The organism is Microbacterium cucumeris, from assembly GCF_058349845.2.
The window spans coordinates 98,133-113,303 of the sequence record NZ_JBYRIZ020000002.1 but is presented as its reverse complement, the minus strand read 5'-3'; the positions used below and the strand labels follow the sequence as shown (position 1 = coordinate 113,303).

General features: G+C 68.1%; 9 protein-coding genes and 1 tRNA gene. 1 reads left to right on the top strand and 9 read right to left on the bottom strand.

Annotated elements, in window-relative coordinates; genetic code table 11:
• Positions 1 to 175: 175 nt before the first annotated feature.
• From AC3RXZ_RS07140 to AC3RXZ_RS07115, 6 genes are all read right to left on the bottom strand, one after another.
• The gene (locus AC3RXZ_RS07140; RefSeq protein ID WP_491493569.1) at positions 176 to 982 is read right to left on the bottom strand and encodes an inositol monophosphatase family protein; all 807 of its coding nucleotides are present in this window, start codon (positions 980 to 982) and stop codon (positions 176 to 178) included.
• On the bottom strand, positions 979 to 2,190 hold the full coding sequence (locus AC3RXZ_RS07135; RefSeq protein WP_491493568.1) for a hypothetical protein: 1,212 nt from the start codon (positions 2,188 to 2,190) through the stop codon (positions 979 to 981). Before AC3RXZ_RS07135 ends, AC3RXZ_RS07140 begins: the two co-directional genes overlap by 4 nt.
• An 80-nt stretch (positions 2,191 to 2,270) precedes the next feature.
• Positions 2,271 to 3,065, bottom strand: a complete 795-nt coding sequence (locus tag AC3RXZ_RS07130; protein ID WP_491493567.1) for an enoyl-CoA hydratase/isomerase family protein — start codon at positions 3,063 to 3,065, stop codon at positions 2,271 to 2,273.
• A gap of 58 nt (positions 3,066 to 3,123) precedes the next feature.
• Complete coding sequence (locus tag AC3RXZ_RS07125) at positions 3,124 to 3,618, bottom strand: FBP domain-containing protein (RefSeq protein WP_243229976.1); 495 nt, start codon at positions 3,616 to 3,618, stop codon at positions 3,124 to 3,126.
• A 128-nt stretch (positions 3,619 to 3,746) separates the two neighbouring features.
• Positions 3,747 to 3,831 (bottom strand) — tRNA-Tyr (locus AC3RXZ_RS07120).
• 86 nt (positions 3,832 to 3,917) lie between these two features.
• Positions 3,918 to 4,841: a PfkB family carbohydrate kinase gene (locus AC3RXZ_RS07115; protein WP_491493566.1), complete on the bottom strand. Its 924-nt coding sequence runs from the start codon at positions 4,839 to 4,841 to the stop codon at positions 3,918 to 3,920.
• Positions 4,842 to 4,910: 69 nt separating this feature from the next.
• On the opposite strand from AC3RXZ_RS07115, the gene AC3RXZ_RS07110 reads away from it, so the two are divergent.
• Complete coding sequence (locus AC3RXZ_RS07110) at positions 4,911 to 5,546, top strand: hypothetical protein (RefSeq protein ID WP_491493565.1); 636 nt, start codon at positions 4,911 to 4,913, stop codon at positions 5,544 to 5,546.
• A gap of 168 nt (positions 5,547 to 5,714) precedes the next feature.
• On the opposite strand, the gene rpoC is transcribed toward AC3RXZ_RS07110, so the two are convergent.
• From rpoC to AC3RXZ_RS07095, 3 genes are all read right to left on the bottom strand, one after another.
• A complete protein-coding gene (rpoC, locus tag AC3RXZ_RS07105; RefSeq protein ID WP_243229961.1) occupies positions 5,715 to 9,590 on the bottom strand; it encodes a DNA-directed RNA polymerase subunit beta' in 3,876 nt (1,291 codons plus the stop codon).
• A gap of 48 nt (positions 9,591 to 9,638) precedes the next feature.
• Positions 9,639 to 13,136, bottom strand: coding sequence for a DNA-directed RNA polymerase subunit beta (rpoB, locus tag AC3RXZ_RS07100; RefSeq protein WP_491493564.1), 3,498 nt, complete (start codon positions 13,134 to 13,136; stop codon positions 9,639 to 9,641).
• Between the two features lie 203 nt (positions 13,137 to 13,339).
• Positions 13,340 to 15,163 carry an ABC transporter ATP-binding protein gene (locus AC3RXZ_RS07095; protein ID WP_491493563.1) on the bottom strand — a complete coding sequence of 608 codons (1,824 nt, stop codon included), beginning with the start codon at positions 15,161 to 15,163 and terminating at the stop codon, positions 13,340 to 13,342.
• Between the last annotated feature and the right edge of the window lie 8 nt (positions 15,164 to 15,171).

Genomic DNA, 15,171 nt, shown 5'->3' with positions numbered 1-15,171 from the left:
ATGCGGTGGCGGCTCGAGCGGCGCGTGGGCGCACTCTCAGCCTCAGGGGTATCGAAGGGCAAAACGGGGATCTTTCGGTCAAGCTCGGGGGCGCTTACACCTGCGTCTTCGGGTGACGAAGGTAACGAATGGATAAACAGTACCCTGTCGTGTCTGAGAATGCCATGAGCGGCACTCACTTCTCCGTGTCGAGAAGGTCACGCAGTCGACTGTGGACATCGGCTCCGCCGGCGATGAGCATCGGCCGCGCGGAATCCGTGTCGAAGCGACTGACCCGGCCACCGGCCTCTTCCACGAGGAGAGCACCCGCCGCGAAGTCCCACGCGTTCAGCCCTCTTTCGAAGAAGCCGTCCAGACGTCCCGCAGCGACATACGCCAGATCGAGCGCCGCGGACCCGCCGCGTCGCAGATCCCGCGCGATCGGCATCACGCGGCGGACCGTCAGCAGATCGCCGTCGTGCGTGGCCGGGTCGTACCCGAAGCCGGTCGCGAGCAGCGCCCCCGCCGGCGTGGAATCGGTGACCCGCAGACGGCGGTCGTCCTGCCACGCACCTCCCCCGCGCGCCGCGGAGAACAGCTCGCCGAGACCCGGCGCGAAGACCGCGGCGGCCAGCGCCTCCCAGGACTCGGGAATCGCTGGGCCGCGCACGGCGGCGATGCTCACACTGTACGAGGGGATGCCGTAGAGGTAGTTGACGGTGCCGTCGATGGGGTCGACGACCCAGGTCACGCCGGTGGTCCCGGCATCCGATCCGGACTCCTCCCCCAGGAACCCGTCGCCCGGACGCTCATTCGCCAGCCTGGCTCGGATGAGCTCCTCGACCTCGCGATCCGCCTCCGTGACGATGTCCGTGAGCGTGGACTTCGTCGCGGCGAGGGACACGCCGACCGCGCGACGGCTCCTCGCCAGCTCGCCCGCCTCGCGCGCGATGTCGACGGCGAGAGCGCGCAGCCCCTCGGACTCGGCGACGGGCGCCGTCACTGCTGCGACGGCGTCGGCGGGACGGGCGGGAGAGGCGGCACCGGCGGAGGCGGCGGGAACTCCTGCGGGGTCGGTGCGGCCGATCGAGGGGTCTCACCGGTCTGCTCGGGCGCCACCGGCGCGGCAGGAGCAGACGGCGGCTCGGGCTGCCCGGGCTGAGGCACCGGGTACGGTTCCGGCTGCGGCCCGGGGTAGGGCTCGGGCTGGGGTGCCGGGTACGGCTCGGGCTGGGGTGCCGGGTACGGCTCGGGCTGAGGCTGCGTCGGCGGCGTCGGATACGCCGGGGGCTCCGGGAACGTGGACTGCGCCGCACCGGCCGACCACGCTGCCGCGGTGGGAGCGGCATCCTGCGGAGGCCAGACCGGAGCCTGCGGCTCCTGCGGGTGGGAGGCCGGGGCGGCCACCGCGCCGCCGAGCACGGGATACGCCGGCGCGGGAAGCGCCGCGGTCTGCACGGTCGGGTGACCGGTGTAGTACGCGTTCCAGTCCGGGGAGCCGTCGGCGAGCACCGGCAGCGGCGTGATGCCGTCGCCGTATGTCGGCCACGAGGTGGCGGCCGGGGAGACGGCGGGCTTCTGCTTCTTCGGCGCGAACAGTGCGTTCAGCAGCGGGATCAGAGTCGTCCCGACAGCCGTGAGGATCGCGAGTGCGACGACGATCCGCCAGTAGAGGTCGTTGTAGTCGAAGGTGTGCGGGAAGGTCAGGAAGAACACCAGCATCCCGGCGAGCGCCACGAGGAAGACGAGCGTCAGGTAGTAGATGACCCGCGTGAACACCGTGATGTAGCGTTCGGCCGCGGGCTTGAACAGGCGCACGTGCAGCAGCGTCAACTGCAGGATTCCGACGACGAGCAGCAGCTGGAAGAAGCGCTCCGCACCGACACCATAGGACCCGGGCTCCTCAGGCAGCCAGATCTTCACGGCCCCCACCAGCAGGGCGATGATCCACGTGATCATGCTGGACAGCGCGAGCCAGTCCGGACGGTTCGGGGCGAGCCCCGCCTCGAGGATCGCGATTCCTGCGAAGGCTGCGAGCAGCAGGATCGTCAGGAACGCGCGGCCGATCAGCCCGTCCTGATCACCGATGAGCACCCACACCACGCACACGAGCGCGGCGGCGATCAGCGCGCCGATCGCGATCCAGATGGCCCCTCTGATGAGCAGCGATGCGTTCGGCTTGGCTGCGGTGACATCCCCCGGTTGCGACATGGCGATCCTCTCGTCGGTCTGCGCTGCTCTCATCCTGCCATGCCCCTCCTGCCCGCGGGAGAGGTCGGCATCCGGCGCGCTCAGCTCCGCCGGGCGGATGCCGCGGCGAAGGCGGCGACGCGCGCCTTCGCGTCCGCGGTGTCGAAGGATGCGCCGATCGACCGCGCCTCCTCGCTGAGCTGCTCGGCGAAGGAACGCGAGGGCTGAGACCGCACCAGCCGCTTGGCCTGACCGTAGGCCGCGGCCGCACCCGAGAGCCAGAACCGGGCGATCTCCTCCGCACGCGCTCGGACGCGGTCGGCCTCGTCCGCGGCATCCGATCCGTCCACGATCTCGGCGACGATCCCCCAGTCCCTGGCCTCCTCGGCCGACAGCAGGCGATCCTGCAGAACCAGCTGCAGCGCGCGGCGCTCGCCCACAGCGCGGGCCAGCTGGGCGGAGACCGACAGGTCGGGGGTCAGACCGATGTTGGCGTACAGACTGCCGAGCTTGGAGCGGCTGCCGACGACGGCATAGTCTCCGCTGAGCAGGATGCCGAGGCCGCCGCCCGCGGTCGTGCCGTGCGCGGCCGTGACCACCGGCACCGAGGACTCGACCAGGGCCCGGATGCCGGCGTTGATGACCTCTGCCAGCGCCGAGATCTCGGCGCCCGATCCCATGGTCGCCGCCATGTCGATCACGTCGCCCCCGGCGCAGAACGATGGCCCGGCGCCGTCGATGAGGATCGCCCCGACGTCCTGACGCGTCGTGGCCTCGGTCGCGGCATCGCGCCAAGCGTGGGCGAGGTCGGCGTTGAAAGCGTTGAGCCTCGACGGACGGTTCAGCGTCAGGCGCGCCATCCCCTCGGTCACGGACAGCAGAATGGCCTCGCTCATGGCGTCTCCCTCGATGCGCAGGACGGGTTCGTCGACTTCAGCGTAACGGCCGCGCCGATCAGGCGGCGTCCGCGACCACGCGTGCGACGAAGCGCTCCATGCGCCGGCGTGTGCCGTCCAGGCGCATGTCCGCCTGCCCGGCGGCACGGATCTCGTTCGGGGCGAGCGGATGCGCCAACCGGACGTTCTCATGACAGGACAGGTCCGCACAGATGTAGGTTCCGATCGCGTCTCCGCGTCGTCCGGCTTCTCCCGCGCGCCGCGCCGAGAACAGCGCGACCTGGTTCCCGGGCTGCAGGGTGTGGCAGATATTGCACATGCCGGACCGCGTGCGGCCGGGGTCCGTCGCACGCAGCACGATGCCGACGACGCCGTCGTCGATCTGCGCCAGGATGTATCCGCGCCGAGCCATGGACGGATCGCGCCACGCGAAGAAGTCGAGATAGTCCCAGTCCGTCAGCACGAAATCGTGCGGCAGCTCCATGACACGGAGCTCCTCCTGCTCGGCGTTGACGAAACTGGCGCGGACCTCTGCCTCGGTGAGCGCTCGCATCGCTCCAGTCTCACGCGCACGGTTCGGATCGCGCAAATGGGATGCGGGGCGCGGCGTGCTCCTCCCCGAATCCCGCTCAATCCGATTAACGTGTGAAGGGCCCCGCTGCGCGGAGCCCTTCACACATCTGGTGGCGAGTGAGGGATTCGAACCCCCGAAGTCTAAGACGGCTGATTTACAGTCAGATCCCTTTGGCCGCTTGGGTAACTCGCCAGTGCACACCCGTCCGGCTTGTCCAGCCAACCGGGGGCGCGAAGATCCATACTACCCGCGTCGGGCGAGGGGACGAAATCGGGCGATCAGGTCGAGAGACCTGCCCCATCGCGCGCCTCCAGCGACTCCGGCGTGCGCAGCAGACCGCCCTCGGAACGGCAGGTCGCGGCGGCCACCGCCATGGCGCGCTCGAGCAGTTCGCGCCACTCGTCTGTACCGTCCGGAATGCCGTGGACAAGCCCTGCGGCCACGGCCGCGAGCGTCGCATCGCCCGCACCGACCGTGTCGATGACCCGCCCGGGAAGCGCCGCGATCGGAGCATCGACGATTCCGGCATCGGCTTCCAGCACCGCGCCATCCGCGCCGGCGGTGGCGAGCACGGCGCGCGCACCGAGCCCGCGCAGACGCCGGCGCAGCGCCTCGAGATCGCCGTCGTAGAGGAGCTCGGCGTCATCGGCGCCGACCTTGACGATGTCCGCGCCGCCCCCGAGCGACTCGAAACCGGTCACGAACGCGTCGCGGTCGCTGAGCATCCCTGCGCGCGGATTCGGATCGATCGCCACCCGGGCACCGCGGATCGCGGAGGCGAGGGCGTCCACCTCGGCAGTCACATCGAACGGGAAGCAGCTGATCGCCACGAGGGAGGCCTCGGCGATGGCCTCGCGCGCCTCCGCGCCGTAGCGGATGGTGCGCTGCTGCGCGGCGCGGTTGAACACGTAGGTCGGCTCGCCGCCCGCCGACCGCGTGACGATCGCGCGGGACGATCCATGAGGCGCGGGCGTCTCGATCAGCCGCACGCCATGATCCCGCAGGTACTCGCGGATGTGATCGCCGGCCTCGTCCTCGCCGACCATCGCGATGAGCGCTGTGCGCACACCCATCCGCCGCAGGCCGACAGCGACGTTGAGGGCCGCTCCCCCGACGAGCTCCCGGATGCCGGCATCGTCGCGGATCTCATCGATCAGCGCGTCGCCGATCACGACCACCTGTTCCGCCGTCTCTGCACTCACGTGACGAACCTACCGCGTCGCCCAGCGCGCCGATCGAGCGCCGCTCCTGCGCCGCGATACCGTGACGTCATGATCCCGCGCACCGCCCCGATCGCCGCGGCACTGCTGCTGACGGCGCTGCTCGTCGGGTGCACCTCCTCCGCCCCGTCCGCCGGTGAGGAATCGCCGGCCCCGTCCGGCACGTCGGCGCCTGCCCCGGGGCCCACGTACACGGCGACGCCCGGACCCGTCCGGACGCCGTCCACGATCACGATGCCCACGGACTGCCGCGCGATCCTCTCCGACTCCACTCTCGACCTGCTGTCGGACCATCCGCTCAACGACAAGGCGTTCGCCCCGAACGGCGTCCAGGAGGACGGCACGCTCATCTGCACGTGGGCGGACCCGCGCGCCGACACCACGCGTCTCGTGACCTGGATCTCTGTCGTTCCCCGTGAACCCGCGTTCGAGATGCTCAACGAACTCATCGAAGACGAGGGCTTCACGTGCTACGAGCCGGACGCCGGCACGCGCTGCGAGAAGACCTGGGAGAACGAGGAGTATCCCGTCACGGACGGGAGGACGCTGTACTGGCGCGACGATGTGCTGATCGACACCCGATACTCGAACCTCGCCCCGCCCGGATACACCGCGGACATCGTCGCGCACCTCTTCGCCGACGTCCCGACGCCGACTCCGACCCCCACTCAGACGCCCGCAGCCTGAGTGACGGCTGCCCCGGGCATCCGGAACCCGGCACGACGAAGGCCCCGATCCCTTGCGGGACCGGGGCCTTCAGATCAGGCCTTGATCAGTTTTTCGACTCGCTGGCGCTCGCTCAATCCTGACCCGATCTGGGCTCAACGCTGCTTCGCAGCATTGAGCCCAGCCGCGTCAGTTGTAGGTGCCGGGCGTGATGTCGTCGGTCGAGAACGCGTCGAAGTCGACGTAGCCGAAGTCGCCGTCCGCGTACGCACCGTCGGATGCGAAGATCCGGTTCGGGTAGCGCTCGCTCTTGGCCTCCTCGGTGGCCTCCACCGTGATGTTGCGGTACTTGGACAGACCCGTACCGGCAGGGATGAGCTTACCGATGATGACGTTCTCCTTGAGACCGACCAGCGGGTCGCGCTTGCCCTCCATGGCGGCCTGCGTGAGAACGCGGGTCGTCTCCTGGAAGGATGCGGCCGACAGCCAGGACTCCGTGGCGAGCGACGCCTTGGTGATACCCATCAGCTCCGGACGGCCCGACGCGGGACGCTTGCCCTCGCCGACGGCCTCGCGGTTGATCTGCTGGTAGCGCTTGAGGTCCACCATCTCACCGGGCAGCAGCGTCGTGTCGCCGTGGTCGACCACGGTGACCTTGCGCAGCATCTGACGGACGATGACCTCGATGTGCTTGTCGTGGATCGGCACACCCTGCGAGCGGTAGACGCCCTGGACTCCGCCGACGAGGTACTTCTGCACCTCGCGGGCACCCATGACGCGCATGACCTCCTTGGGGTCGAGCGTGCCGACCTGAAGGGGCTGGCCGACCGTGACGTGCTGGCCGTCCTCGACGAGGAGGGTGGCACGCTTCAGGACCGGGTAGACCACTGCCTCGTCGCCGTTGTCGGGCGTGAGGATGACCTTCTTGGCCTTGTCGGTCTCGTCGATCGTGATCCGGCCGTCGGCCTCGGCGATCGGGGACGCGCCCTTGGGGGTACGCGCCTCGAACAGCTCCTGCACGCGGGGCAGACCCTGGGTGATGTCGTCCGCCGACGCCGAACCACCGGTGTGGAACGTACGCATCGTCAGCTGGGTACCGGGCTCACCGATCGACTGGGCCGCGATGATGCCGACGGCCTCACCGATGTCCACCGTCTTGCCGGTGGCCAGCGAGCGGCCGTAGCACTGCGCGCAGACGCCGACAGCCGAGTCGCAGGTCAGCACCGAGCGGACCTTGATCGTCTCCACGCCCAGCTCGACGAGCTTGTCGATCAGGACGTCGCCGACGTCCTCACCGGCGGTGGCGACGACGTCGCCCTTCGCGTCGATGACGTCGGAGGCGAGCGTACGGGCGAACACGGAGTTCTCCACGTTCGCGTCGCGGACCAGCTCGCCGGCCGAGTTCGGCGCGGCGATCGGCAGCTCGAGGCCCTTGGACGTGCCGCAGTCCTCCTCGCGGATGATGACATCCTGCGAGACGTCCACCAGACGACGGGTCAGGTAACCCGAGTCGGCGGTGCGCAGAGCGGTGTCGGCCAGACCCTTACGGGTACCGTGCGTCGCGATGAAGTACTCGGCCACCGACAGCCCCTCGCGGTACGAGGAGATGATCGGACGAGGGATGATCTCACCCTTCGGGTTGTTCACCAGGCCTCGCATACCCGCGATGTTGCGGATCTGCAGCCAGTTACCACGAGCACCCGAGGACACCATGCGGTTGATGGTGTTATCCGCCGGGAAGTTCTCGCGCATCGCGGCCTGGACCTCGTCGGTCGCCTCGGTCCAGATCTTGATGAGCTCCTGACGACGCTCGGCGTCGGTGGTGAGACCCTTCTCGTACTGCGACTGGACCTTCGCGGCCTGCTTCTCGTAGCCCGCGACGATCTCGCCCTTGTTCGGCGGCGTGAGGATGTCGCTGAGCGCGACCGTCACACCCGAACGCGTGGCCCAGTAGAAGCCGGCGTTCTTGATGCGGTCCAGCGTGGCGGCCGTCTCGACCTTGGGGTACTCCTCGGCCAGCTTGTTGACGATCTGCGACAGCTTGCCCTTGTCGGCCTGCTCGCGGACGAACGGGTATCCCTTGGGGAGCGTGTCGTTGAAGATCGCCTGACCCAGCGAGGCGTCCACGAGGCCGTGGCGCTCGTAGCCCTCCGGAGCCTCGCCCTCGAGGAAGGTCAGACCCGGGATGCGGATGCGGACCTTCGCCTGCAGGTCGAGGGAGCCCTCGTCCTTGGCGAGCAGCGCCTCGGCGACGGACCCGAACGCACGACCCTCACCGGCTGCGCCCTCCTTGACCGTGGTCAGGTGGTGCAGGCCGATGATCATGTCCTGCGAGGGCAGGGTCACCGGGCGGCCGTCGGACGGCTTCAGGATGTTGTTCGACGCGAGCATCAGCACGCGGGCCTCGGCCTGGGCCTCGACCGACAGCGGCAGGTGCACGGCCATCTGGTCACCGTCGAAGTCCGCGTTGAACGCGGCGCAGACGAGCGGGTGCAGCTGGATCGCCTTGCCCTCGACGAGCTGCGGCTCGAAGGCCTGGATGCCCAGTCGGTGCAGGGTGGGTGCACGGTTCAGCAGCACCGGGCGCTCGCGGATGATCTCCTCGAGCACGTCCCAGACCTCGGGACGGGTGCGCTCCACGGCACGCTTGGCGGCCTTGATGTTCTGCGAGTGGCCCAGGTCGATCAGGCGCTTGATCACGAACGGCTTGAACAGCTCCAGAGCCATCTGCTTGGGCAGACCGCACTGGTGCAGGTTGAGCTGCGGACCGACGACGATGACCGAACGGCCCGAGTAGTCCACGCGCTTTCCGAGCAGGTTCTGGCGGAATCGACCCTGCTTTCCCTTGAGCATGTCGCTCAGGGACTTCAGGGCGCGGTTGCCGGTGCCCGTGACGGGACGACCGCGGCGACCGTTGTCGAACAGGGCGTCCACGGCCTCCTGCAGCATGCGCTTCTCGTTGTTGACGATGATCTCGGGGGCGCCGAGGTCGATCAGACGACGAAGACGGTTGTTGCGGTTGATGACGCGGCGGTACAGGTCGTTCAGGTCGCTGGTCGCGAAGCGGCCACCGTCCAGCTGCACCATCGGGCGCAGCTCCGGCGGGATCACCGGGACGACGTCCAGCACCATCGAGGCCGGGCTCATGCCGGTCTCCAGGAACGAGTTGACGACCTTCAGACGCTTGATCGCGCGAATCTTGCGCTGGCCCTTGCCCTCGGCGATCTGCAGGTGCAGGTTCTCCGCCTCGGCGGCCAGGTCGAAGTCGCGCAGGCGGCGCTGGATCGACTCCGCGCCCATGTAGGCCTCGAAGTACTGGCCGAACCGGTCCTGCAGCTCGTGGAAGACGTCGTCCTCGGGGCGCAGCGCACCCACCTCGAGCGTGCGGAAGTCCTCCCACACGCGCTCGAGCTTGGCGATCTGCTCATCGGTGCCCTTGCGGAGCTGAGCCATCTCCTTCTCGGCGGCGTCCTTGACCTTCTTCTTGGCGTCGGCCTTGGCACCCTCCGCCTCGAGAGCGGCGAGCTCCTCCTCCAGCTTGGCCATCCGCGCCGCGATCTTCGAGTCGCGACGGTCCGCGAGCGTCTTCAGCTCGAGACGGATGTTGTTCTCCTGCGTGGCGAGGTCGCGGTGACGAGCATCCTCGTCGACCGAGATGACCATGTACGCGGCGAAGTAGATGACCTTCTCGAGGTCCTTCGGCGCCATGTCCAGCAGGTAGCCCAGGCGCGACGGGACGCCCTTGAAGTACCAGATGTGGGTGACGGGGGCCGCCAGCTCGATGTGGCCCATCCGCTCGCGGCGGACGGAGCTCTTGGTGACCTCCACGCCGCATCGCTCGCAGACGATGCCCTTGAAGCGGACGCGCTTGTACTTGCCGCAGGCGCACTCCCAGTCACGGCTCGGGCCGAAGATCTGCTCGCCGAAGAGGCCGTCCTTCTCGGGCTTGAGGGTGCGGTAGTTGATGGTCTCGGGCTTCTTGACCTCACCGTACGACCATGCGCGGATGTCGTCTGCGGTGGCGAGGCCGATGCGAAGCTCATCGAAGGTTGTTGCGTCGAGCACTAGTTCTCCTGTGTCGAAATTCTTAAGGAATCAGGCGATGCGACGAGATCAGATCTCGTCGATCGAAGCGGACTCGAAGCGGCTGGAGATGTTGATCCCCAGCTCCTCAGCTGCACGGAAGGCCTCGTCGTCGGTGTCGCGGAGGTTGACCGCCGTGCCATCGGCCGAGAGGACCTCGACGTTCAGGCAGAGCGACTGCATCTCCTTCATGAGCACCTTGAACGACTCCGGGATGCCGGGCTCCTGGATGTTCTCGCCCTTGACGATCGCCTCGTACACCTTGACGCGGCCGAGGATGTCGTCGGACTTGATCGTGAGGAGCTCCTGCAGCGCGTAGGCGGCACCGTAGGCCTCGAGGGCCCACACCTCCATCTCACCGAAGCGCTGACCGCCGAACTGCGCCTTACCACCGAGCGGCTGCTGGGTGATCATCGAGTACGGGCCGGTCGAACGCGCGTGGATCTTGTCGTCCACGAGGTGGTGCAGCTTCAGGATGTACATGTAGCCCACCGAGATCGGCATCGGGAACGGCTCTCCCGACCGTCCGTCGAACAGCTGGGTCTTGCCCGAGCGGTCGATCAGACGGATGCCGTCGCGCGTCGGCAGCGTGGAGTCGAGAAGACCGGCGATCTCCTGCTCCTCGGCACCGTCGAACACCGGGGTCGCGACCTTGGTGCCGGGCGCGGCCTCGAGGGCCTCCTTCGGCAGGTGCGCGGCCCACTCGGGGGTGCCCTCGACCTTCCAGCCCTGCTTGGCGATCCACCCGAGGTGGGTCTCCAGCACCTGGCCGAAGTTCATTCGACCCGGGATGCCGAGCGGGTTCAGGACGATGTCGACCGGCGTGCCGTCGGCGAGGAAGGGCATGTCCTCGATCGGGAGGATCTTGGCGATGACACCCTTGTTCCCGTGGCGGCCGGCGAGCTTGTCGCCCTCGGTGATCTTGCGCTTCTGGGCGATGTAGACCACGACGCGGCGGTTGACGCCGGAGCCGAGCTCGTCGTCTCCGTCCTCGGCGTTGAACTCCTTGACGGCGATGATCGTGCCCTGCTCGCCGTGCGGCACCTTCAGCGACGTGTCGCGGACCTCGCGGCTCTTCTCGTTGAAGATCGCGCGGAGCAGGCGCTCCTCGGCGCTCAGCTCGGTCTCGCCCTTCGGCGTGACCTTGCCGACCAGGATGTCGCCGGGGCGGACCTCGGCGCCGATGCGGATGATGCCGCGCTCGTCCAGGTCCTTCAGCAGCTCCGGGCTGACGTTGGGGAGGTCACGCGTGATCTCCTCCTTGCCGAGCTTGGTGTCGCGGGCGTCGACCTCGTACTCCTCGATGTGGATCGACGAGAGGGTGTCGTCCTTCACCAGGTCCTGGCTCAGGATGATGGCGTCCTCGAAGTTGTAGCCCTCCCACGTCATGAACGCGACGAGGAGGTTCTTCCCGAGCGCCAGCTCGCCGTTCTCGGTCGCAGGACCGTCGGCGATGACCTCGCCCTTCTCCACGCGCTCACCGGCCGAGACGACGACCTTCTGGTTGTAGGAGGTGCCCTGGTTGGAGCGGTCGAACTTGCGCAGGTAGTACTCCTGCGTCCCGCCCTCGTCGAGCATGACGACGACGCGGTCCGCCGAGACCTCGGTCACGACGCCGGGCTTGTCGGCGGTGATGACGTCACCGGCGTCGATCGCGGCGTAGCCCTCCATACCGGTTCCGACCAGCGGGGAGTCGCTGCGCAGCAGCGGCACGGCCTGACGCTGCATGTTGGCGCCCATGAGCGCGCGCTGCGCGTCGTCGTGCTCGAGGAACGGCACGAGCGAGGTCGCCACCGACACCATCTGGCGCGGCGAGACGTCCATGTAGCCGATCTCCTCGGGGTGGAACAGGTCCACCTCGCCGTCGCGGCCGCGGCGGGCGAGGACCCGCTCGTCGGCGAAGTGTCCGTCCTTCTTCAGGACGGCGTTCGCCTGGGCGACGACGTGCTCAGCCTCTTCGGACGCCGTGAGGTAGACGATCTCCTCGGTCACCCGGCCGCCCTCGACCTTGCGGTAGGGGGTCTCGATGAAGCCGAACGAGTTGATGCGCGCGAAGGTCGCGAGCGAGCCGATCAGACCGATGTTCGGGCCTTCAGGCGTCTCGATGGGGCACATGCGGCCGTAGTGCGACGGGTGCACGTCGCGGACCTCGACGCCGGCGCGGTCGCGCGAGAGACCGCCGGGGCCGAGGGCCGACAGGCGGCGCTTGTGGGTCAGACCCGCGAGCGGGTTGTTCTGGTCCATGAACTGCGACAGCTGGGAGGTTCCGAAGAACTCCTTGATCGCCGCCACGACCGGACGCACGTTGATCAGGGTCTGCGGCGTGATGGCCTCGATGTCCTGCGTGGTCATGCGCTCGCGGACGACGCGCTCCATGCGGGACAGACCCGTGCGGACCTGGTTCTGGATCAGCTCGCCGACCGCGCGGATGCGACGGTTGCCGAAGTTGTCGATGTCGTCGACCGCGAGACGGATCTCGGCCTTCTTGCCGCCGCGGATGCCCTCGAACGTCTCGTCGCCGCGGTGCAGGCGGACGAGGTACTTGATGGTCGCGACGATGTCGTCGACGGTCAGGACCGACTCGTTCAGCGCGGCGTCCAGACCGAGCTTCTGGTTGATCTTGTAGCGGCCGACCTTGGCGAGGTCGTAGCGCTTGGCGTTGAAGTAGAAGTTGTCCAGCAGCGCGCGGGCGGCCTCGGCGGCGACCTGCTCGCCCGGACGGAGCTTGCGGTAGATGTCGCGCAGCGCGTCTTCCTTGGTGAGGATGGTGTCCTTCGCCAGGGTCTCCTCGATGGATGGGAAGCCGGCGAACTCGGCGAGGATGTCCTCACTGGACAGGCCGAGCGCCTTCAGGAACACGGTGACGGACTGCTTGCGCTTGCGGTCGATGCGCACGCCGACCTGGTCGCGCTTGTCGATCTCGAACTCGAGCCAGGCACCACGGCTCGGGATGACGCGAGCGGAGACGATGTCCTTGTCGCTGGTCTTGTCGGGCGTCTTGTCGAAGTAGACGCCGGGCGAGCGGACGAGCTGCGAAACGACGACGCGCTCGGTGCCGTTGATGATGAACGTGCCCTTGCCGGTCTGCAGCGGGAAGTCGCCCATGAAGACCGTCTGGGTCTTGATCTCACCGGTCTGGTGGTTCATGAACTCGGCCTCGACGTACAGCGGGGCGGCGTAGGTCTTGCCGCGCTCCTTGCACTCGTCGATGGAGTACTTCTCGGGCTCGAGGTACGGGTTCGTGAAGCTCAGCTGCATCGTCTCGCTGAGGTCCTCGATGGGCGAGATCTCCTCGAAGATCTCCTCGAGGCCGGAGACCTCGTTGACGTCCTTGCGTCCGGCCTCGCGGGCCTCGGCGACGCGCGCCTTCCAGGCCTCATTGCCGACGAGCCAGTCGAACGACTCGGTCTGCAGCGCGAGAAGGTCGGGGACCGTCAGCGTGTCGGAGATCTTGGCGAACGAGAGACGGGATGCTCCGCGTCCGTTCTTGGTGGTGGTGGATGTGGATGCGTTGCGAGCAGCAGCCAAGGGAATAACCTCCGTGAGCCCCGCAGGGCTTCTCGATTCCTTTGTCGTCAGGTGGAGTGCGCTCGAAAGAGCTCAACATCTGCCGACCACCATATGAGGGCAGGGAGATACGAACGCAAAGATCAACTATACGTCCGATTTCGCGACATGTCCAGTCAGATCCTTGACCAATTTCGGATGCTGCGGTAAAAGCCCGGTCCGGCTCACGAGGCGATGCCCAGCTCGTTGCCCGGGATCGAGCTCAGCAGGCGCCGGGTGTACGGATCGCGGGGGTTCGTGAAGATCTCCTCCGAGTCCGCAGCCTCCACGAGCGCACCGTCCTTCATCACGCACACGTAGTCGCTGATGAGTCGCACGACCGCCAGATCGTGCGAGATGAACAGGTAGCTCAGCCCGTATTCGCGCTGCAGGTCGCCGAGCAGCGAGAGGATCTGGTCCTGCACGAGGACGTCGAGCGCCGACACCGGTTCGTCGCACACCACGAGGTCCGGCGACAGCGCGAGCGCCCTGGCGATCGCGACGCGCTGCCGCTGGCCGCCGGAGAGCTCGGACGGATACCGGCGCAGCATGGACTGCGGCAGCGCCACGTCGTCGAGGAGCTTGCGCACGCGCGTGCGGCGCTCGCCCCTGCTCCCGCGCTTGTAGAACTCCAGCGGCTCGCCGATCAGCCGCTCGATCGTGAACATCGGGTTGAGGCTGGAGTACGGGTCCTGGAAGATCGGCTGGACCCGCTGGCGGAACTCGCGCGTCTCGGCACGGCTCAGGGTCGCGATGTCCTTGCCCTCGAACCGGATCGAGCCGCTCGTCGGCTCGATGACCTTCAGCAGCATCCGGGCGGTCGTGGTCTTGCCGGATCCGGACTCCCCCACGATCGCGACCGTCTCGCCGCGCGGGATCGCGAGGGAGACGTCCTTCACCGCCACGAAGTCCTCCGCGCGTCCCCGCACGGGGTACACCTTGGTCAGGTTCTCGATCTCGACGATGTGGTCGGATGCCGGAGCTGCCGCCGCGCGGTCGGAACCGCGTTTCGACTCGCCTTCGGCTCGCTCAACGAGCGAAGGAGGGACGGCTCGCTCAACGAGCGAAGGAGGGACGGCTCGCTCAACGAGCGAAGGGGGGACGGCCCGCTCACCAGATGAAGAGGGAACGACCTGCTCACCAGACGAAGAGGGAACGACCCGCTCACCAGGCGAAGGGGGGACGGCCCGGGACGCCTGCGGGATCAGCCGGGCCGCCGCGACCGAGGGCGCCGCCTTCACGAGGGACTGCGTGTAGGGATGCTGCGGGTCGGCGAGGATCCGCTTCGCCGGCCCCTGCTCGACGACCTTGCCGCGGTGCATCACGATGACCCGCTCGGCGCGTTCGGCGGCCAGCCCGAGGTCGTGAGTGATGAGCAGCACGGCGGTGCCGAGCTCACGCGTCATCTCGCCGATCTGGTCGAGGATCGTCTGCTGCACCGTGACGTCGAGCGCGCTCGTCGGCTCGTCGGCGATGAGCAGCCGGGGCTTGCAGGCGAGGCCGATCGCGATCAGGGCGCGCTGGCGCATGCCTCCGGAGAACTCGTGCGGATACTGCTTCGCACGGCTCTCGGGGTCGGGGAGCCCTGCTGCGGCGAGCGCCTCGACGACCTTGGCCGAGACGTTCTGCCTGTTCGCGAGACCGTGCGCGAGCAGCGTCTCGGCGACCTGGGTCCCGATCTTCGCGACCGGGTTGAGATTGGACATCGGGTCCTGCGGGACGAGTCCGATGTCCCGTCCGCGGATGGTGCGCAACTCGCTCTCGGGCGCATGCGCGATCTCGCGCCCGTCGAGGAGGATGCTCCCGGCGGCCACGCGACCTCCTCCCGCGAGCAGCCCGATGATCGCCATCGCCGTGGTCGACTTGCCGGAGCCCGATTCGCCGACGATCGCGACGGTCTCCCCCGGCGCGATCTCGAGGTTCACGTCCTCGACCGCGTGGACGGTGCCGTCCATCGTGGTGAAATCGACCGCGAGACCTTCCACCTGCAGCAGCGGCTGCGTCTTCATCGTCCTGT

Excerpts from the sequence above, each read along its gene's own strand:
- AC3RXZ_RS07135 (WP_491493568.1), bottom strand. The coding sequence starts at position 2,190 with ATGTCGCAACCGGGGGATGTCACCGCAGCCAAGCCGAACGCATCGCTG.
- AC3RXZ_RS07125 (WP_243229976.1), bottom strand. The coding sequence starts at position 3,618 with ATGCGAGCGCTCACCGAGGCAGAGGTCCGCGCCAGTTTCGTCAACGCC.
- AC3RXZ_RS07130 (WP_491493567.1), bottom strand. The coding sequence starts at position 3,065 with ATGAGCGAGGCCATTCTGCTGTCCGTGACCGAGGGGATGGCGCGCCTG.
- AC3RXZ_RS07095 (WP_491493563.1), bottom strand. The coding sequence starts at position 15,163 with ATGAAGACGCAGCCGCTGCTGCAGGTGGAAGGTCTCGCGGTCGATTTC.
- AC3RXZ_RS07110 (WP_491493565.1), top strand. The coding sequence starts at position 4,911 with ATGATCCCGCGCACCGCCCCGATCGCCGCGGCACTGCTGCTGACGGCG.